The organism is Halobacillus sp. Marseille-P3879, from assembly GCF_900240285.1.
Classification (GTDB): Bacteria; Bacillota; Bacilli; order Bacillales; family Halobacillaceae; genus Halobacillus_A.
The window spans coordinates 833,698-850,657 of sequence record NZ_OESS01000001.1; the positions used below are offsets into that span (position 1 = coordinate 833,698).

General features: G+C 43.1%; 17 protein-coding genes and 1 pseudogene. 12 read left to right on the forward strand and 6 right to left on the reverse strand.

Translation table 11 applies throughout. The features are described from left to right. Window positions 1-4: 4 nt before the first annotated feature. Together C1A12_RS04170 and C1A12_RS04175 are read left to right on the forward strand one after the other, a co-directional pair. The gene (locus tag C1A12_RS04170) at window positions 5-1,456 is read left to right on the forward strand and encodes an acyl-CoA reductase (protein ID WP_101842574.1); all 1,452 of its coding nucleotides are present in this window, start codon (window positions 5-7) and stop codon (window positions 1,454-1,456) included. A gap of 12 nt (window positions 1,457-1,468) precedes the next feature. Beyond that, window positions 1,469-2,236 carry a 3-oxoacyl-ACP reductase gene (locus tag C1A12_RS04175; protein WP_101842575.1) on the forward strand — a complete coding sequence of 256 codons (768 nt, stop codon included), beginning with the start codon at window positions 1,469-1,471 and terminating at the stop codon, window positions 2,234-2,236. 147 nt (window positions 2,237-2,383) lie between these two features. Here C1A12_RS04175 and C1A12_RS04180 read toward each other — a convergent pair whose 3' ends face one another. After that, a complete protein-coding gene (locus C1A12_RS04180) occupies window positions 2,384-3,022 on the reverse strand; it encodes a cell wall hydrolase (protein WP_101842576.1) in 639 nt (212 codons plus the stop codon). 587 nt (window positions 3,023-3,609) lie between these two features. Between C1A12_RS04180 and C1A12_RS04185 the strand changes: the two genes are divergently transcribed. From C1A12_RS04185 to C1A12_RS04210, 6 genes are all read left to right on the forward strand, one after another. Next, complete coding sequence (locus tag C1A12_RS04185) at window positions 3,610-4,056, forward strand: DMT family transporter (protein ID WP_200816563.1); 447 nt, start codon at window positions 3,610-3,612, stop codon at window positions 4,054-4,056. 222 nt (window positions 4,057-4,278) lie between these two features. Further along, complete coding sequence (locus C1A12_RS04190; protein ID WP_101842577.1) at window positions 4,279-4,938, forward strand: transcriptional regulator; 660 nt, start codon at window positions 4,279-4,281, stop codon at window positions 4,936-4,938. A gap of 155 nt (window positions 4,939-5,093) precedes the next feature. Next, window positions 5,094-6,581, forward strand: a complete 1,488-nt coding sequence (locus C1A12_RS04195; RefSeq protein WP_101842578.1) for a sodium:solute symporter family protein — start codon at window positions 5,094-5,096, stop codon at window positions 6,579-6,581. A gap of 11 nt (window positions 6,582-6,592) precedes the next feature. Beyond that, on the forward strand, window positions 6,593-7,684 hold the full coding sequence (locus tag C1A12_RS04200; RefSeq protein WP_101842579.1) for an alanine racemase: 1,092 nt from the start codon (window positions 6,593-6,595) through the stop codon (window positions 7,682-7,684). Between the two features lie 11 nt (window positions 7,685-7,695). Then, the gene (locus tag C1A12_RS04205) at window positions 7,696-9,309 is read left to right on the forward strand and encodes an amidohydrolase family protein (protein WP_101842580.1); all 1,614 of its coding nucleotides are present in this window, start codon (window positions 7,696-7,698) and stop codon (window positions 9,307-9,309) included. Window positions 9,310-9,316: 7 nt separating this feature from the next. After that, window positions 9,317-9,778 (forward strand): RidA family protein, encoded by a 462-nt coding sequence (locus C1A12_RS04210; protein WP_101842581.1) that lies wholly within the window; start codon window positions 9,317-9,319, stop codon window positions 9,776-9,778. A 127-nt stretch (window positions 9,779-9,905) separates the two neighbouring features. Here C1A12_RS04210 and C1A12_RS04215 read toward each other — a convergent pair whose 3' ends face one another. Together C1A12_RS04215 and C1A12_RS04220 are read right to left on the reverse strand one after the other, a co-directional pair. After that, complete coding sequence (locus tag C1A12_RS04215) at window positions 9,906-10,388, reverse strand: hypothetical protein (protein WP_101842582.1); 483 nt, start codon at window positions 10,386-10,388, stop codon at window positions 9,906-9,908. Between the two features lie 13 nt (window positions 10,389-10,401). After that, window positions 10,402-10,779: a hypothetical protein gene (locus tag C1A12_RS04220; RefSeq protein WP_101842583.1), complete on the reverse strand. Its 378-nt coding sequence runs from the start codon at window positions 10,777-10,779 to the stop codon at window positions 10,402-10,404. 173 nt (window positions 10,780-10,952) lie between these two features. Here C1A12_RS04220 and C1A12_RS04225 point away from each other — a divergent pair, with 173 nt between their 5' ends. From C1A12_RS04225 to C1A12_RS21640, 4 genes and pseudogenes are all read left to right on the forward strand, one after another. After that, on the forward strand, window positions 10,953-12,053 hold the full coding sequence (locus tag C1A12_RS04225) for a cell wall metabolism sensor histidine kinase WalK (RefSeq protein WP_101842584.1): 1,101 nt from the start codon (window positions 10,953-10,955) through the stop codon (window positions 12,051-12,053). Then, complete coding sequence (locus C1A12_RS04230; RefSeq protein ID WP_101842585.1) at window positions 12,031-12,717, forward strand: response regulator transcription factor; 687 nt, start codon at window positions 12,031-12,033, stop codon at window positions 12,715-12,717. The genes C1A12_RS04225 and C1A12_RS04230 overlap by 23 nt, the downstream gene beginning before the upstream one ends. A gap of 211 nt (window positions 12,718-12,928) precedes the next feature. Then, window positions 12,929-13,906, forward strand: a complete 978-nt coding sequence (locus C1A12_RS04235) for a D-glycerate dehydrogenase (protein WP_101842586.1) — start codon at window positions 12,929-12,931, stop codon at window positions 13,904-13,906. A gap of 133 nt (window positions 13,907-14,039) precedes the next feature. Beyond that, window positions 14,040-14,129, forward strand: a pseudogene (locus C1A12_RS21640) (DNA-binding response regulator); the annotation flags it as partial. A gap of 14 nt (window positions 14,130-14,143) precedes the next feature. Here the strand turns inward: C1A12_RS21640 and C1A12_RS04240 are convergent. The 3 genes from C1A12_RS04240 to C1A12_RS04250 are packed head-to-tail and all read right to left on the reverse strand — an operon-like array spanning window position 14,144 to window position 16,951. Next, complete coding sequence (locus C1A12_RS04240; RefSeq protein WP_101842587.1) at window positions 14,144-15,016, reverse strand: ribokinase; 873 nt, start codon at window positions 15,014-15,016, stop codon at window positions 14,144-14,146. 13 nt (window positions 15,017-15,029) lie between these two features. Next, window positions 15,030-16,514 carry a tripartite tricarboxylate transporter permease gene (locus tag C1A12_RS04245; RefSeq protein ID WP_101842588.1) on the reverse strand — a complete coding sequence of 495 codons (1,485 nt, stop codon included), beginning with the start codon at window positions 16,512-16,514 and terminating at the stop codon, window positions 15,030-15,032. Window positions 16,515-16,528: 14 nt separating this feature from the next. Then, window positions 16,529-16,951: a tripartite tricarboxylate transporter TctB family protein gene (locus tag C1A12_RS04250; protein WP_101842589.1), complete on the reverse strand. Its 423-nt coding sequence runs from the start codon at window positions 16,949-16,951 to the stop codon at window positions 16,529-16,531. Window positions 16,952-16,960 lie beyond the last annotated feature (9 nt).

The following is a 16,960-nucleotide window of genomic DNA, read 5'->3' on the forward strand; positions in this document are numbered from 1 at the left end:
CTTAATGAACAAAGAACAACAAGAGACTCAGGCATATTTCATTCCTGACACGATTCAATTGACGTCGTTTACTACGAGGGAATTTGAGTCGAAACAAGGGAAGTTAATTTTAAAATCTCCTACCCTTTCAGGAAAAGATATTCAATTCATTACAGACACCATAAAGGCTAATCAGAAAAATTATCTTGACAGGCTCCAGACTACTGAAGTAATCGACATTGTGGACGCAGCGGTCCAGAAATGGCTGGATCCTGATTATCATTTGAGGAAATTTGCAGAGAAATGGCTGCCCGTGATTACAGGTTATGATGCAGAAATGATCCGGCTTGAATTAAAACGATTCCTGCGCACCTTTCGTAAACAAGAGCTGCTTCGTTTTTTAGTGGAGGAATTTGACGATCCAGCTGTACTCGATGATTTTCGTCCCAGAAAAAAAGGGGGTCTCAGCAAAGCCTATGGTCCCAATCTTATCTTGCACTTTTTTTCAGGGAACGTGCCAGGACTCCCCGTTTGGAATTTGGTCATGGGGTTACTGATTAAGTCGGGACAGCTTGGCAAAACGTCTTCATCAGAGCCGCTCATGCCTGTATTATTTGCTAAGTCCCTGGAGGAAGTTAATCCTGAGCTGGCAAAGACATTAGCGGTGCTGCCGTGGAAAGGAGGAGAAGAACAGCTTGAGCAGCCAGCTATAAAAGCAGCCGAGGCTGTTGTGGCCTATGGCTCAAGTGACTCAGTAGAAAATATAAGGAAGCGGGTTCCTGCTCACAAGCGATTTTTAAGCTATGGTCATAAAATTAGTTTCGCAATGGTTGGTCAGGAAGCCCTGACAGTGGATCGCTATAGGGCCTCAATCCACAGGGTAGCTGAAGATGTTTCTGTCTATGATCAGCAAGGATGTGTATCTCCTCAAATCATTTATGTAGAACAAGGGGGAAGTGTGAGCCCGAGAGAATTTGCTCAGCTCTTAGCTAAAGAAATGGACCATTATAATCACAAAAAACCAAGAGGGCCCCTCCTTGAAAATGAAGCCTTAGCTATTCAGTCTTTTCGCAGCCAATATGAATTTCAAATGGAAAGTAGTGTGTACGGCCATCCTGCCGATACAAGCTGGACAGTGGTCTATCATTCAGAACCTGGATTTGAACCTTCCCCTTTAAATCGGGCTGTCCATGTGTTTAGCTGTACACACTTAGAGCAGGTATATCCTAAGTTGACGGCATTCTGTCAATATTTACAAACGGTTGGTGTGGCTGTTAGACCAAACCGGTTGTTTAAGCTATCTGAAGACCTGGGAAAAGCGGGAGTCAGCCGGGTTTGTTCCGTAGGGAAGATGGCGCAGGCCCCTGCTGGCTGGCACCATGACGGGGAATTCAATTTATTAAACCTCATTCGCTGGACAGATATTGAAACCAGTGCTGAACGACACGCCGAACATTATGATGAAGATTCAGAATAAGGAGGTAAGAAAATGGATTTGAAAGGAAAAATTGCATTAGTAACCGGGGCGAGCCGGGGGATTGGTGCTGAGATTGCAAAAGCTTTTGGAGAGGAAGGGGCATTCGTTATTGTTAATTACCTTCAAAATGAAGAAAAAGCAGAGACAGTTGTTGACCATATTAAAAATCAAGGCGGGGAATCCATAGCTTTGCAGGCAGATGTTACTGACGAGAAATCAGTCCAAGACCTGGTCGCAAAAGTAGTCGATTCGTTTGGAGCCATTGACGTCGTCGTCAATAATGCATTGCCTTCTTATACATTCAACCCGAAAACGCGAAAAGCGGCGTGGGCCATGAAATGGGAAGACTATCAGAAACAAATTGAAGGGAGTATAGGCGGAGCTTTCCATGTGTGTAAAGCGGTTATGCCTTATATGAAAGAACAAAATAGTGGACGAATTATCAACTTACTAACGAACTTAATCGATCTTCCTCTAGTCCCTTACCACGACTATACGACAGCCAAAGCTGGGCTTCTCGGATACAGCCGCAACCTCGCAGCGGATCTTGGTCCATTTGGAATAACAGTGAATTGTGTAGCGCCGGGATTGACATACCCAACAGATTCAAGCATGGAAACAAAAGAAGACGTACGTGAGGAAATTGCTCGTCTTACGCCGATGGGGAAAGTCGCTTCACCAGAAGACATTACCGGAAGTGTCCTGTTTTTTGCTTCCGATTGGGCATCGTTTGTTACCGGGCAGTGTATTCGTGTGGATGGCGGATTAGTAATGAAATAGTGATAAAAAATATATTGTGAAGATAGCAGGAGGCTGCGATAAGATAATAGAGACGGTAACCTTCACCTTTCCACAACAATCCTGCAGGATGAAAGAAACCCGTCAAAAAATACAACGGGTTTCTTAAGGATGATCATCTTTTCGTTTTTAATCAGCATACTCAGCAAAAAGGTGGTCTTCAATCCTTACACTCGGTGTTGTATTTGTAAATATCCACTCAGAAGTTGAAGTCTTAGGGTTATAAAAATAAGTAGCACCTGAGGTAGGATCCCAACCCTTCCAAGCATCCTTGACAGCTTGATATGCTGTGGAAGTTGGAATTAAATCGTATTGACCATTATGTACAGGCGTGAAAGCATTCTCCTGATGAATAACTTCTTCTATCGTTGAAGGAAATTCTGAGGAGTGTAAACGATTTTTAATAACAGCAGCTACTGCTACTTGTCCTTCATAGGATTCTCCCCGTGCTTCTCCGTTTACTGCTTTTGCGACTTTTTCGATTTCACCCAGTTGCCTCAATGTTTGCTGGCCTACGGCACCATCGACTGGAAGGTTAAAGTCTTCTTGAAGCTGGCGGATGGCTTCTTCTGTCAACTTTCCATAGTAGCCGGTTGGTTTGACCTCCAGGTAACCTAATAATGCCAGGTCTTCTTGCACTTCAACAACTTGTTGTCCTGAAACCCCTGTCTTAAGAATAGATTCATGAGCAAAGGATTGTTTAGGAAAGTTAGATGAAATTAATAAACATCCCAAAATAGAAAATAAGATTTTTACTTTTAACGACATATAACAGCCTCCTTGAAAAACTAATATGCATTGTTTGAATGTCTCACACTTCCTTACTGAGCAGGCTGAATTATGCCTTCCTATTGCCCTCCGACCTTTCTGCATTACGGAGAGGGACTATCACTAAGTAATGTGGTATTTGTTTCCTGATCATCCAATATTTATTTCCCCATTTTTTTGGTCAAATAAACTTAACTTTCAACCTCGTATAGATAGAGACAGATCATCCTAAAATGCTTCCTGTTTTTCGAATTTCTTTTTGCGCCATGTTAACTTTCTAAATTTTAAGCATTTTAGTTTCTGTTTAAGGAAAATATTGTTACGGTACTCTTAAAAAAAGAGGCGGTGTTATGTATATGAAATTCAGGTTTCAGCGTAAGGGAACGATCTAGCAGCTGAGACAACCGAAGAAGACTGCTCGGGTGACGGATGTTTGAGGAGCTGAATGAATGGCCCTGTCCCGGGTCGGAATTTTTTTAGGTTTTGTAGATGTAAAAAAGAAATCATGGAGGATGGACCGGCATAATGGTCGTTCAAAAGTGTATGAGGAAGAGAAGAAGATCTTGAATTTGAAAGGCGGAATAAGTATGATATGGTTTTTTCTTGCAGTATTTGCTCTGTTAGCCGGCATGGCCCTGCCCACACAATTTAGTATCAACGCGGTTTTACGTTCACAAGTGGTGAGCCCCTATTTAGCCTCTTTGATTTCTTTTTTTATTGGAACGTTTGTACTGCTTGTGGTTACACTAACTCTGGATAAAGGATTAAAAATACATAAAGAATTGTTTCAGCAGCCGTGGTGGATTTGGACAGGTGGGGTATTAGGGGCTTTTTATGTTTTAGCCACGATCGTTCTGATTCCAAAATTAGGAGCCGCCAATACTATTGCATATATTTTAGCCGGACAGATTTTTATGTCGATTGTGATTGACCATTTCGGCCTTATTCATGTTCCCGTTCATGAAATAAGTCTGCCTCGAATTGGGGGAGCGATATTAATTGCAGCAGGTGTTATTCTCGTTCAAAAATTTTAATCGAAGACCACGATCGGAAGCATCCCTAAAGGGGTGCTTTTTAATTTGGAGGAATGTTTATAAACGAAAAAGGATTGACCACAGGTTCAGTTCTTTTTTTATTCAAACAAATTTTTAGTTTGAATAAAAAAAAGTTTGTTGACAAACATCTGAATTAAATTTATAGTTTAGTTACACAATTTTCTAAAAATTAAATCTATTGATCAAAGGCAGGTTATGATCTTGGAACATATTAACGAAGAACTGGATTTTTTGAAGTCTTTTATTAAAGGAATCGCTAATCATTTTGGTGAGAGCTGTGAGACCGTTTTGCTCGACGTTTCCAATCATGAGGAATATGGAAGCGGTTTAATTGTTGCGATTGAGAACGGTCATATTACAGGGAGAAAGGTAGGAGATACGGGGACTAACTTAGGGTTGGAGATTTTAAGAGGGACAGAAAGTTCTGGAGATAAGCACAATTATATGACCCAGACGAAGGATGGAAAGATGCTTCGTTCCACGACGATGTACATAAGGAATTCTGAGGGGCAGCCAATTGGCTGTATCTGTATCAATTTGGATATTACGGATCTTGTTATGGCGGAGAATACCATCAGGCAGTTCACACGAACGGATGATATCAACACAGAAGTGAATGAAGTGTTCGTCAACAATGTCAACGATGTGTTAGACATGCTGATCACAGAAGCCCAGGAACATGTGGGTAAACCTGTGGCCCGCATGAACAAAGAAGAAAAAATGAAAGGTATTCATTATTTGGATAAAAAAGGAGCCTTCTTGATTAAGAAAGCGGGGGATACGATTTGTTCCCACTTCGATATTTCCAAATACACGCTTTACAACTACCTTGAAAAGGCCAGAGATAACGGCTCGGATTAAAAACTTGAATCAGGGTCCTTCATTAAAGGTCCCTTAAAATACATACACCTAAGAACAGCTTGCAGAATAGATAACGCTTCTAAGAAGATTTTTCCTCCACGACGGTTTTTGATGTAGGTTTGCTATGTGAAAACAAATTAAAGGAGAGGTACAGAATGGGAGAAGCGCAGTTGGTGTATTTCTTAGTATTTCTTGGCTTTCTTTTGGCTATGGTTGCTGTCGGGGTTATCGTCAGCCGGAGTGTGAAGAGCGGGGAAGACTTCCTGATGGGAGGACGCGGTTTAACAACACCGCTATTAATTGGAACGACTTTAGCGACATTAGTCGGGACAGGCTCCAGCATGGGGGCTGTGGGTTATGGCTTTGCGAATGGCTGGGCCGGGGCGCTTTATGGGATAGGCGGTTCGGTCGGGATGTTCCTGCTGCTGCTGTTATTTGCTGACGTTCGTAAGTATAATTTTATGACCTTCTCTGAGGAACTCAGCTTTTATTATGGAGCCAATAAATTAGTGAAGGGTTTAACTTCGATTATTCTTTACGTGGCCTGTATTGGCTGGTTGGGAGCGCACATTATCGGCGGGAGTTTGTACTTAAGCTGGATTACCGGCATTGATCCTGTTCTTTCCAAAGTTATTGTGGCGTTAGGATTTGGTTTATACACGTTAATCGGCGGTTACCTGGCAGTCGTCTACACCGATGTTGTGCAGGGGATGATTTTATTTGTTGGATTCATTCTGTTGACGGTACTCTCCGTCGTTGCGATTGGAGGATTTAGTGAAGTGAGTGCGAATGTCACTCCGGAAATGGGCTCCTTCTTAGGTCTTCAGCAGGTGGGCATCATTCCTGCGATTTCTTTAGCCGTTGTGATTGCGGTTGGAGTGTTGGCCACTCCATCTTACCGGCACCGTATCTATTCTAGTAAAAATGCCCTGACGATTAAAAAAGGCTTCCTTATTACGGGTATTCTTTTTGCACTATTCTCTTTATTCCCTGCGATCGTCGGGATGTCAGCCAGTATTCTGAACCCGGGGATGGATTCAGAGTTCGCCTTCCCGTACTTAGCTACGGAAGTTTTTCCGTTATGGATTGGAGCGATTGTTCTCATTGCAGGTCTTAGTGCCACGATGTCTTCAGGCAGCTCCGACTTTATTGCGGCTGTAACGATCCTGCTTAGAGATGTGTTTGAGCTTTTTACCGGGCGGCTTCCAGAAAAAGAAAAAATGGTTTTATATTCAAGAATTTCACTCGTACTTACGCTTCTGCTGGCTTTGTTCTTCACGTTATTTACGAACAACATTATTACGTACATTTCTAATTTTATATCTACTGTCATGGCCGGCTTATTTGTAGCGGCACTGCTCGGTAAGTTCTGGAGCCGTGCAAATTGGCAGGGAGGCATCGCCAGTTTAATCGGAGGCTCTGTGACGTCATTTATTATTTTAAGCAGCGAGAGTATGACAGCCTTTTGGGGAAATCCAATTCTTCCCGCGATTATGGTGGCGATAGCCGCTAACATTGTCGTCAGCCTGCTTACCCCGGCGCAAGCCATTTCAAAAGAAGAGGCGCTTCGCATTCTGGAAGAAGAACGAACGCGACTGGATGAGGGGACCACCGTTATCCCTGATCAGAAGAATGTACAATAGGAGGATTTTATATGGATCACACCCCTTATATCGAAATCGATGAAAAAATTTTACTGAAAAATATTAGAAAAATGAGCAAATTAGCCAGGGAAAATGGGGTGAACTTAAGGCCTCACATTAAAACACACAAAATTCCCCGTATCGCTAAAATGCAATTAGCGGAAGGAGCGGTCGGGATTACCGTTGCCAAAATTTCAGAAGCTCAAGTGATGGCTGAATACGGAATTGATGATATTTTCATTGCCTATCCCGTTGTCAGCGAGGCTAAGGCAGAGGAAATCTGTGCTCTTAATCAAAAGCTGTCTAATTTAATAGTAGGCGTAGACAGCAGAGAAGGAGCAGAAGTACTGAATACATGTGCGCAGAAACACGGGCAAACGTTAAACGTGCGGCTGGAAATTGACACAGGGTTAGCCAGGACAGGCGTGGATCTGCAGCATGCACTTCGTTTAGCTGAACAAATCAACCGGCATGAGGCCCTGCATTTACAAGGAATCTTTACATTTAAAGGGCCTGTTTATAAGGGAGAAGCGACGACCGACACCGATAAGGCAGGCATAGAGGAAGGGGAGGTGATGGCAGCCTTAGCCGCTCAGCTGGAGGAGAGCGGAATCAAAGTAGAAGACGTGAGTGTAGGCTCCACTCCAACCGCAGCTTCGGTCGTTGCAGTAGAAGGCGTAACGGAAATCCGCCCGGGAACGTACGTCTTTAACGATTCGATGCAAGTGAAGTTAGGCGTCAGTGAAAGGGATGATTGTGCAGCGCAGGTAGTGACTACTGTTGTCAGCCGGCCGTCTGAAGATCGTGCAGTTATCGACGGAGGCAGTAAAACGTTTGCCACAGACGTGCAGCCTAATCATGCGCCGCTTTACTTAAAAGGATTTGGCGCAATTCAAGGGTATCCAGAAGCTGAATTTGCTCGCATGAACGAAGAGCATGGGGTGATTTTAACCAATGATCACGAATTAAAAATTGGAGACCAGGTAAAAGTGATCCCTAACCACATTTGCAGCACGATCAATCTTCATAACTATGTACATTTGAAAAAAGAGAACGGTGAGTATGAAAAGGTAAAGGTCGAAGCAAGAGGAATGCTACAGTAAGGAGGCCCAGCATGTTCGATACGTTTATTACCAATGGCAAAATCGTAGATGGCACAGGCAATCCGTGGTTTTACGGAAACGTCGGCATTAAGGATGGAAAGGTCGCTTACGTCGGAAACGATCGTGCGCATCATGCTAAAGAAATCATCGATGCGAACGGAAGAATGGTGTCTCCAGGCTTTATTGACGGCCATTGCCATTCGGACTTAATGCTTCTCGATTTCCCGGAAAGTGAGATTAAGCTGCAACAGGGAGTCACGACAGAAGTGGTAGGAAACTGCGGGTTAGCCCCGGTTCCCGTCAATCCACTCTATAAAGAAGATCTGCAGAGCTATGTCGAGCCTGTGTTAGGGAAAGCCAATAAGGATTGGAAGTGGCAGACGATCAGTGATTACTTCAATGAACTGGATAGCAGCCTGATCTCAGAAAATGTGGCTTCTTATGTTGCTCATGGTTCATTGCGGATTGCGGTGATGGGTTTTGAAAACAGGCCGCCCACGAAAGAAGAAATGGAAGAGATGAAATACATTCTCGAACAAGGAATGAAAGCAGGAGCCATCGGTTTATCGATCGGACTGTTATATTCTCCCGGAAGCTACTCTACGAAAGAAGAGCTCGCCGAACTATGTCAGGTGGTGGCTAAGTATAACGGGCTGTTCTCCACTCATATTCGAGGCGAAGGCAACAATTTGATCCCGTCTGTAAAAGAAGTGATCTGGATTGCTGATCAAGCAAACGTCCCTCTTCATGTCAGTCATTTAAAAGCAGCCGGCAGAAGAAACTGGGGCAAGGTTCAGGAAGCGATGGAATTAATAGAGAAAGCGAGAAGTACAGGAATGGATGTCACCTGCGACGTGTATCCTTATTCTGCGGGATCAACAATGTTGACCACTTTGCTGCCGCCATGGGCTCTAGAGGGAGGACTAACATCCGTCTTAGAAAGATTGAAAAATCCTCGCACGAGAGAAAAAATAAAACAGGAACTCAGCGAAGAACAAGAGGAGTGGGATAACCTTGTGGCTTCCACAGGGTGGGAGAGCGTCATTATCTCCTCCATTCATTCTCCTCAGCTTAAGAAATATGAAGGCAGCTCCGTAGCCTCTATCAGCAAAGAAAATGGCAAAGATCCAGTAGACCAGGCTTGTGAACTATTAATAGAAGAAAACGGAAATATCGGGATTGTTTTTTTCCATATGGATGAACAAGACGTAAAGCACGTCATGCAATACCAGAATGCTTTAATCGCATCCGACAGTTTAACGTGTTACACAGGAAAACCCCACCCGCGGCTTTACGGAACGTTTCCACGAGTGTTCTCTAAATATGTGAAACAGGAAAACATCCTTTCCATTGAAGACGCCGTAAGAAAAATGACCTCTTTCCCAGCCAGAAGGTTCGGGTTAGGAAAGCGGGGGCTTTTAACAGAAGGATACGCCGCCGACGTGGTGATCTTTGACTTCAATGAAATCGAAGATAAAGCTACCTATGGTGACCCGGAAAATTATCCTGAGGGCATTGAATATGTATTCGTAAACGGAAAACTGACGACGAGAGACAAGCAGCATACTTCCGAAACATGCGGCTGCTTTATTAACTCCGCATCCCAAACTATTCTTACGAGGTGAAATCAAAATGATCAATGTAGAAGAAAAAATTAACGAATTAGGCATTCATATTCCTGACGCACCAAAGCCGGGAGCCGTATACGTACCCGCTAAAACAGTCGGCAACCTTGTGTACACCTCTGGCCAGGACTGCCGAGTAAACGGCACCCTGCTCTATGAAGGAAAACTCGGAAGTGACCTGACCGTGGAACAAGGGTACGAAGCGGCCCGGCAAACGATGATCAACTGCCTGGCCGTCCTGCAGGCAGAGATCGGCGATTTAAGCAGAGTCAAGCAGGTGGTCAAGCTGTTGGCTTTTGTGAACTCAGCCCCCGGATTTGTAGAACAACCCTACGTCATCAATGGAGCATCAGAATTGTTGGAAGAGATCTTCGGTGAAAAAGGAGAACATGCCCGTTCGGCGATTGCATCCAATGAATTGCCGTTTAATACACCTGTTGAGATTGAGATGATTGTGGAAATTGAATAGAAGTTGAGAAAAGACAGCTATTGCTGTCTTTTTTCGTGAAAGGAAAGAGTCGTATTTTCCTGAAGATGTTCATATTTCGGCTGAATTGTTCATAAACATCTCGAAATGTTCATAAGTTCTCAATCAATTACTTCCGAACGTATTTCAAAAATCCGATAAAAATAAGCACCGAGCCCGCGACATTACACAGCACCCTAAAACCATGGACAACAAGAAACTCCCGTGCCGTCTTCGTTAAAAACTCCACACTATGAACATTCGCACCTTCAATAAACATGATCTCATTTCGCGGCCATTCAAAGATCATCGATGTCGCTCCCTCAAGGACGATCATCAGCATGCTGGCGAGCACCCACCACTTCACCCGCTGATAACGCCACGCCAGTACGACGGCGACAATTCCTGTTAATATGCTTAAGAAGCCAAGCGGCGGGAAGTAGGTGTTCGGTGCTGCTACTGCCATGAATTCCATCCCGAGTTCAAAGGAATGCGGGATGTCGTGAAATATATTCGGGTACACCATAAAGGTCTGTAATAAGATACTCCCCAGCATAATCAACTGGATCCATAAATGTCCGGCGATCAAACCAAACGTAAATTTCTCTCTCATTTATTTTTCCTCCTTAGTTGATTGCTTTTTTACATCCGGCTGCGATCACACCTGCAGCTGTTCCCCAGATCGCATTGGTTATCAGCACACTGACAATGCCAAACGGATGAGTCAGCGGTCCCTGAAGCTCTCCGGTAACAATCGGCGACATGACCGCACTGATTACGATGGCAAACATTCCATAGGCCACTCCTGCATAAAGCAGCGTAATCACTGGACGCGATACGTTCTTCCATACAACAAAAGCTATCCAGACGACGGTGATCACGAGGGTGATCGCTAGACTGGCGGCTGGCTGGCCAATGAGGTTGAGTAGTCCGAGACTGCTAAGCAGCGGGCGGATGAGCGCGATGGTGCCCAGACCTAAAATTAATTTCCAAGATGGATTCATTGTGTTTCACTCCTTTGCTGTCTCTATCATAGAAAGCTTTTCTAAATAAACTCTTGCTGAATTCTTAACGATTTATTAAATCGCTGATCCGGTCCGTTAAGAAATTCTTAAGATTTATCGTTTAGAATGGAGAAGGAGAGATAAAAATGGAAAGCGAAAGAAGGTGAACGCCTGTGTCGATTCGAAAACGGCTGCTATTATCCAATCTGGGTATGATTGTTCTGCCGATCATTGCCCTGCTGATTATGGAAATTCTATTAGGTCTTCTCATGTTCCGCGTCTTCCATTTAGATGTGGAAAGCAGAATTGAAACCTTTACGCAAATCCGTTTTATCGGGATTATTCTTATTCTCATCTTGACGAACGGACTGTTAACCTACTATGTTGCGAGAACCATTATTAAGCCAGTGCGAGAGCTTTCAGATGCGGCGGGTAGAATTGCCGATGGGGAGCTTGATTTTCAAGTGAAACCTGAACGCCGGGATGAACTCGGGGAGCTGGCGGAAAGCTTTGAAACGATGAGAAGAAAGCTGCAGGAAGCGGAAGAACTGCAGTACAAATATGAAGAAAGCCGCAAAGAACTGATCGCCAGCATATCGCATGATTTGAAAACACCGATTACTTCTATAAAAGGCTACGTAGAAGGGATTGTTGACGGTGTAGCTGATACGCCGGAGAAGCTACAGCGCTACGCGACGATCGTTTATAAAAAGGCTGACGAAATGGATCACCTGATCGATGAGCTGTTTTTATATTCCAAGCTCGATGTGCAGCGCGTGCCGTTTCATTTTGAAAAAGTCGACCTGTACGCTTATTTTGAGGATTATTTAGAAGACGTAAAGCTAGATACGGATGTGGAAGTAGAGCTCCGACCCCAAGGGAAGCGAAGCTTTTTTGTAGCAGCCGACCGGGAGCAGTTGAACCGCGTTGTCACCAACTTGATCAAAAATAGTCTCAAGCATATGGACAAAGAAGATAAGCTCCTGAAGGTCACCCTTAAGGAATACGGCGGCAGGATTGAAGTCACCATCCAGGATAACGGAGAAGGCATACCTAAAGCTCACCTGCCGCACATTTTTGAACAGTTTTACCGGGCTGATGCTGCGCGCGGTAAAGCGGATGGTTCAGGTCTCGGCCTTGCCATTGTGAAAAAAATTGTGGAAGAGCATGGCGGCGACGTGGCTGCCGATAGTGAAGAAGGGAAAGGTGCAACGATAAGCTTTACGTTAGAGAAATGGAAGGAGGAAGAGGATGGAGCGGATCTTAGTCATTGAAGACGAACGGGAAATTGCCGAACTGGAACGCGATTATTTAGAAATGAATGGGTTCGCCGTCGATATTGAAGGGGATGGAGAAGCGGGACTGCAAAAAGCACTACAGGAAGACTACGATCTTCTTTTGCTTGATTTAATGCTGCCGGGGACAAGCGGATTTGAGATTTGTAGAAAGGTAAGAAAAGAGAAGGAACTGCCCATCCTCATGATTACCGCAAAAACGAGTGATATTGATAAGGTGAGAGGACTCGGTCTTGGAGCCGATGATTACATCGTCAAACCCTTCAGCCCCAATGAACTCGTCGCCCGTGTGAAAGCTCACTTAACCAGATATCAGCGCCTTGTCGGTAAAGAAGATAATAAGAAGGACATTCGAGTGAGAGGACTGCACATCGACAGCTCCTCGCGACGGGTTTTTGTTAATGGAGAAGAGAAAACACTCACCGCGAAGGAGTTTGATCTGCTTGAATTTATGGCCCTTCATCCGAATCGGGTGTTCAGCAAAGATGACTTGATGGAGCGGATATGGGGATTTGATGCTCTGGGGGATAACACCACGGTGACGGTCCATGTCAGAAGGATTCGAGAGAAAATCGAAGAGAATGCCTCAAAGCCGACGTTTATTGAAACGATCTGGGGCGTGGGGTACCGGTTTTTGGCATAAGAAGCTGAGATGGGTCGAAGCTCTCGCCTTTTTATAGGGGAGGGTAATAGCGTCAGTTTTTTCTGAAAAAAAGAAGATTATGGTATAATCCAAATCAAATGCAAATTGGAATATATAAGAGCACTTGTCAGAACAAGCATCGGTTCTCACGACTGAGTACACAATTAGAAAAAACTTATGCGGAGTTAGAAGGGTAAAAGGAGGAGAACGGATGAAACCAAAAGTTTATATCGCTAAACCTGTCTCACAGCAAGTAGAAAACTATATCGCCGAGTACTGTGATTACAGGATGTGGCGGGGAGAAGAGAATATCCCTAAAGAGGTCTTAATGGAAGAAATCCAGGATGTAGAAGGGCTGATGATTCCTAAAGCGAAAGTCGATGAAGAATTTATAAAGAAAGCATCCCACTTAAGAATAGTAAGCCATATAGCAGTTGGCTATGACACGTTAGATACAGATCTTATGTCTGAACACAATATCATCGGGACCCATACACCATACGTGCTCGATGATACAGTGGCCGATTTAATCATAGGACTGATGCTGTCTAGCGCAAGAAGGATCAGTCAGCTTGATCACTATGTGAAAGCTGGAAAGTGGGATAAATCAGATGATCCTTTCTTTTTATCTAAAGACGTCCATCATGCCACGCTGGGCATTATCGGCATGGGCAGAATAGGAGAACAGGTGGCGAAACGGGCAAGTCTAGGATTTGATATGAACGTTCTCTATTGTAACCGCAGCCCCCGTCCTGAAGCTGAAGAAAAATATGGAGCGGAAAAGAAAACAATGGAACAAATTCTTAAGCAGTCCGACTTTGTGCTGACGATGGTTCCTTTAACAGATGAAACTCAACATTTAATCGGGGATAAAGAATTCAAGCAGATGAAAAAAGATGCGATTTTCATTAATCCCTCAAGAGGAAAAGTAGTCGATGAGACCGCCCTCATTGGCGCCTTAGAAGCAAACGAAATTGGCGGCGCTGCCTTAGACGTTTTTGAAAAAGAACCCGTTGACCCAGCCAATCCTTTAGTGACGATGGAAAACGTGGTGATGACACCTCATATTGGTTCAGCTACCGCGGATGCACGTGAAGCTATGGCGATGAAAGCAGCAGAGAATCTGGTAGCCGGTGTGACTGGTGGGAAACCTGAGAATGTAGTCAAAGAGTTGAAGCATTTAGTTTAATGGTAATTAAAGAACATTAGATGATCTCTGTTGGGAACAGGGGTCATCTTTATTCTTTATCTAATTCTGCCTGGGCAAGTGGATTTGAGATTTGAAAACCCATACTCATGATTACCGCAAAAACCAGCGTTATAAGGTGAGAGGACTCGAACTTGGAGCCGATGATTGCATCGCTAACCCCTTCGGCCCCAATGAACTCGTCGCCCGGGTGAAAGTTCACCTTACTACTAATAATTCTTAACAAACCCTATAACGCTGTTTTACTTGATCATAGGATGGCATGCCTTGCTGAGCTCCAAAATACTCCACCGAGTAAGAAGCAGCTATATTAGCATGAGTGATCGCTTCTTCTATGACATAACCACTTCCTAAGAAATAAGCTAGAGCTCCATTGAAAGTATCCCCAGCACCAGTGGTATCTGTTACCTTTGATTTATAGGTGGGGATAATCGTGCCATTATACATAGCTCCTCTTGGGCCAAGGGTGGTAATAAGCTTAGAAGAATAATCATTGACTATGTGTTCAATTGAAAATACCTTTCTAGCTTCCTCTTCATTTGGGGTGATATAAGTACAATTTTCGATCAGTGATGATGAAAGAGCCCTGGAAGGTGCAGGGTTTAATATAAACGGTATACTTTCCCTTGCACATAAGTTTGCGCACCATTCTACTGTTTCTATAGGAATTTCCAGTTGAGCTAATATTACATCACTTGTTAAAATGCGGTGTTTGTATTTTTTTATAAAATCAACTGTAACGTTGGAATTTGCGCCTGGCACTACCATAATTCTGTTATCTTTATTATTCAAAATGACATTCGCTATTCCTGTAGAAGCCTCTGCATCGATTTCGATCATTGAGTAATTAAAGTTTTCTTCTTCAAAATAGTTTAGTAGTTTCTTTCCCATTAGATCTTTTCCAACTTTTCCAAGGAAACAGACATCAGCCCCTAATTTTGCTGCAGCTATAGCCTGGTTAGCTCCTTTGCCGCCAGGCGTCATGAAGTAATCTTTACCAAAAATGGTTTCTCCTTGCTGAGGTAGTTCATCTACAGTTGTAAATAGATCCATGTTAATACTTCCAATCACTGTTACTTTAGGTTGGTTCATCCAACATACCACCTTACGCTGCTTCTGATTTTTTATTAAATGCTTTTCTAATGAGGGGAACCAAAAGAGTTAATAAAGCTAAACCTAATAGTATTAGAGAAATAGGTGTTGTAAAAAAGATCATATAAGGCTGCTCATGGTTATTAATAAGAGCTCTCCGGAAATTAGATTCCGCCATCGGACCTAAGATAAGTCCTAAAATTAACGGCCCAAGAGGGTAATCAAGTCTTCTAAAGAGCAATCCAATAAGACCACTAATAAACATAACCCAAACATCGAATACACTATTGTTAAGAGCATAGGAACCAACTACACTAAATAAAATAACGGAGATCCAAATATATTCTTGCTTTAATAGCATGATTCTAGAAAATAATTGAGCGCCAAACAAACCTACTACAATGACGACGATATTAGAAATCAGGAGTAAGCCGAAGATTGTATACACGATGTCCGGGCTCTCCATGAAAAGGTTAGGCCCAGGTTGTAGTCCATACATCATTAAAGACCCAATTAGTATTGCAGTCACTGCATCGCCAGGCAATCCTAATGTCAGCATAGTAGTAAAAGCGCCGCCAATTACCCCATTGTTGGCAGTACAGGTAGCAGCTAGTCCGCCCAGAGAACCGTTGTTGTATTCTTCTTTTTTCTTACCTTTTGCAAAACGCTTGCTTTGTTCCCAAGTCACTATAGATGCAATGTCTCCTCCAGCCCCTGGTATGGCTCCTATAAATGTAGAAACGATAGAAGACATCGCGAAAGGTTTGCCCATTTCTTTGTGTTCTTTTCTAGACGGAAGTATTCTGCCAATTTTTTGCTTTGCTTTTTCTATTTTTTGAGGATTTTCCAATACCTGATTAAAAATTTCTCCTACACCGAATAACCCAATCATAATAGGAATAAAAGATATACCCTCGTAAAGAGCACTCTGGTCAAAAGTAAACCGGGGGGTACTCATAATAGGGTCGAGACCTATTGTTGCAATGAATAAGCCGATAAATCCAGTGAGTAACCCCTTAGTAATCGATTTACCCGATATACCAATCATCATCGAGAGGCCAAAAATGGCTAAAGCAAAGTATTCGGGGGCACCAAAACTAAGGGCAAAACTGGAAATTGGCTGGGCCAATAAAATAAGGAAGATCGTGCTTATAATACCTCCCAGTCCTGAATAGATAGCATTTATACCTAAAGCAAGCCCTGCTTTTCCTTGTTTGGTCAACGGGTAGCCATCAAAAGTGGTCGCCATAGATGCCGGAGTCCCAGGTGTGTTAATTAATATGGCAGGGATTCCACTAGCAAAAATTCCGGTACAATAGATAGAGATTAGCATAGCTAAGCCCTGTTCAGGAGGGAGCCAAAAAGTTAAAGGAGTAAGAATAGCAATCCCCATTGTCGCTGTTAGACCTGGTAAAGCACCAATAAATAACCCTAAGATGCTGCCAATTAATATAAAAGTTATTGTACCTAATTGAAAGATTTCACTTAAAAAAGCCATATAGGTCCCTCCCTCTAAAGAATGATGTTAAATCCCTGGGTGAAAATATAATATACAGAAATACTAAGGATGATAGAGAACAATAGAGAGGGAAGCAGCTTAATTTTTAAAATTATTCCCATTATAAATAAAAACCCTACGGAAATTACAAGAAAAGGAAGAGTGTTAAACAAAGAAATAAATACCAGAAAAGTAAGGGCAAACAATGTTAGACGTTTACCCGAACTTGTGATTGGAATCGCTTCCTTTCTCATTTTTAATGATGTGAAAATTTCGATAAACGTTAAAAGCATTATAATAGCCAATAATACTCTAGGGAAAAAGGAGGGGCCTACTCCTTGCTGGTTAAGAGAATTATTGAATTGAAACGTTTCCCGAAATAAATAAGCACAAATGATAAAGATTGTTATATTTATTCCTATACGTAATTTCTTCATCCTAATGCC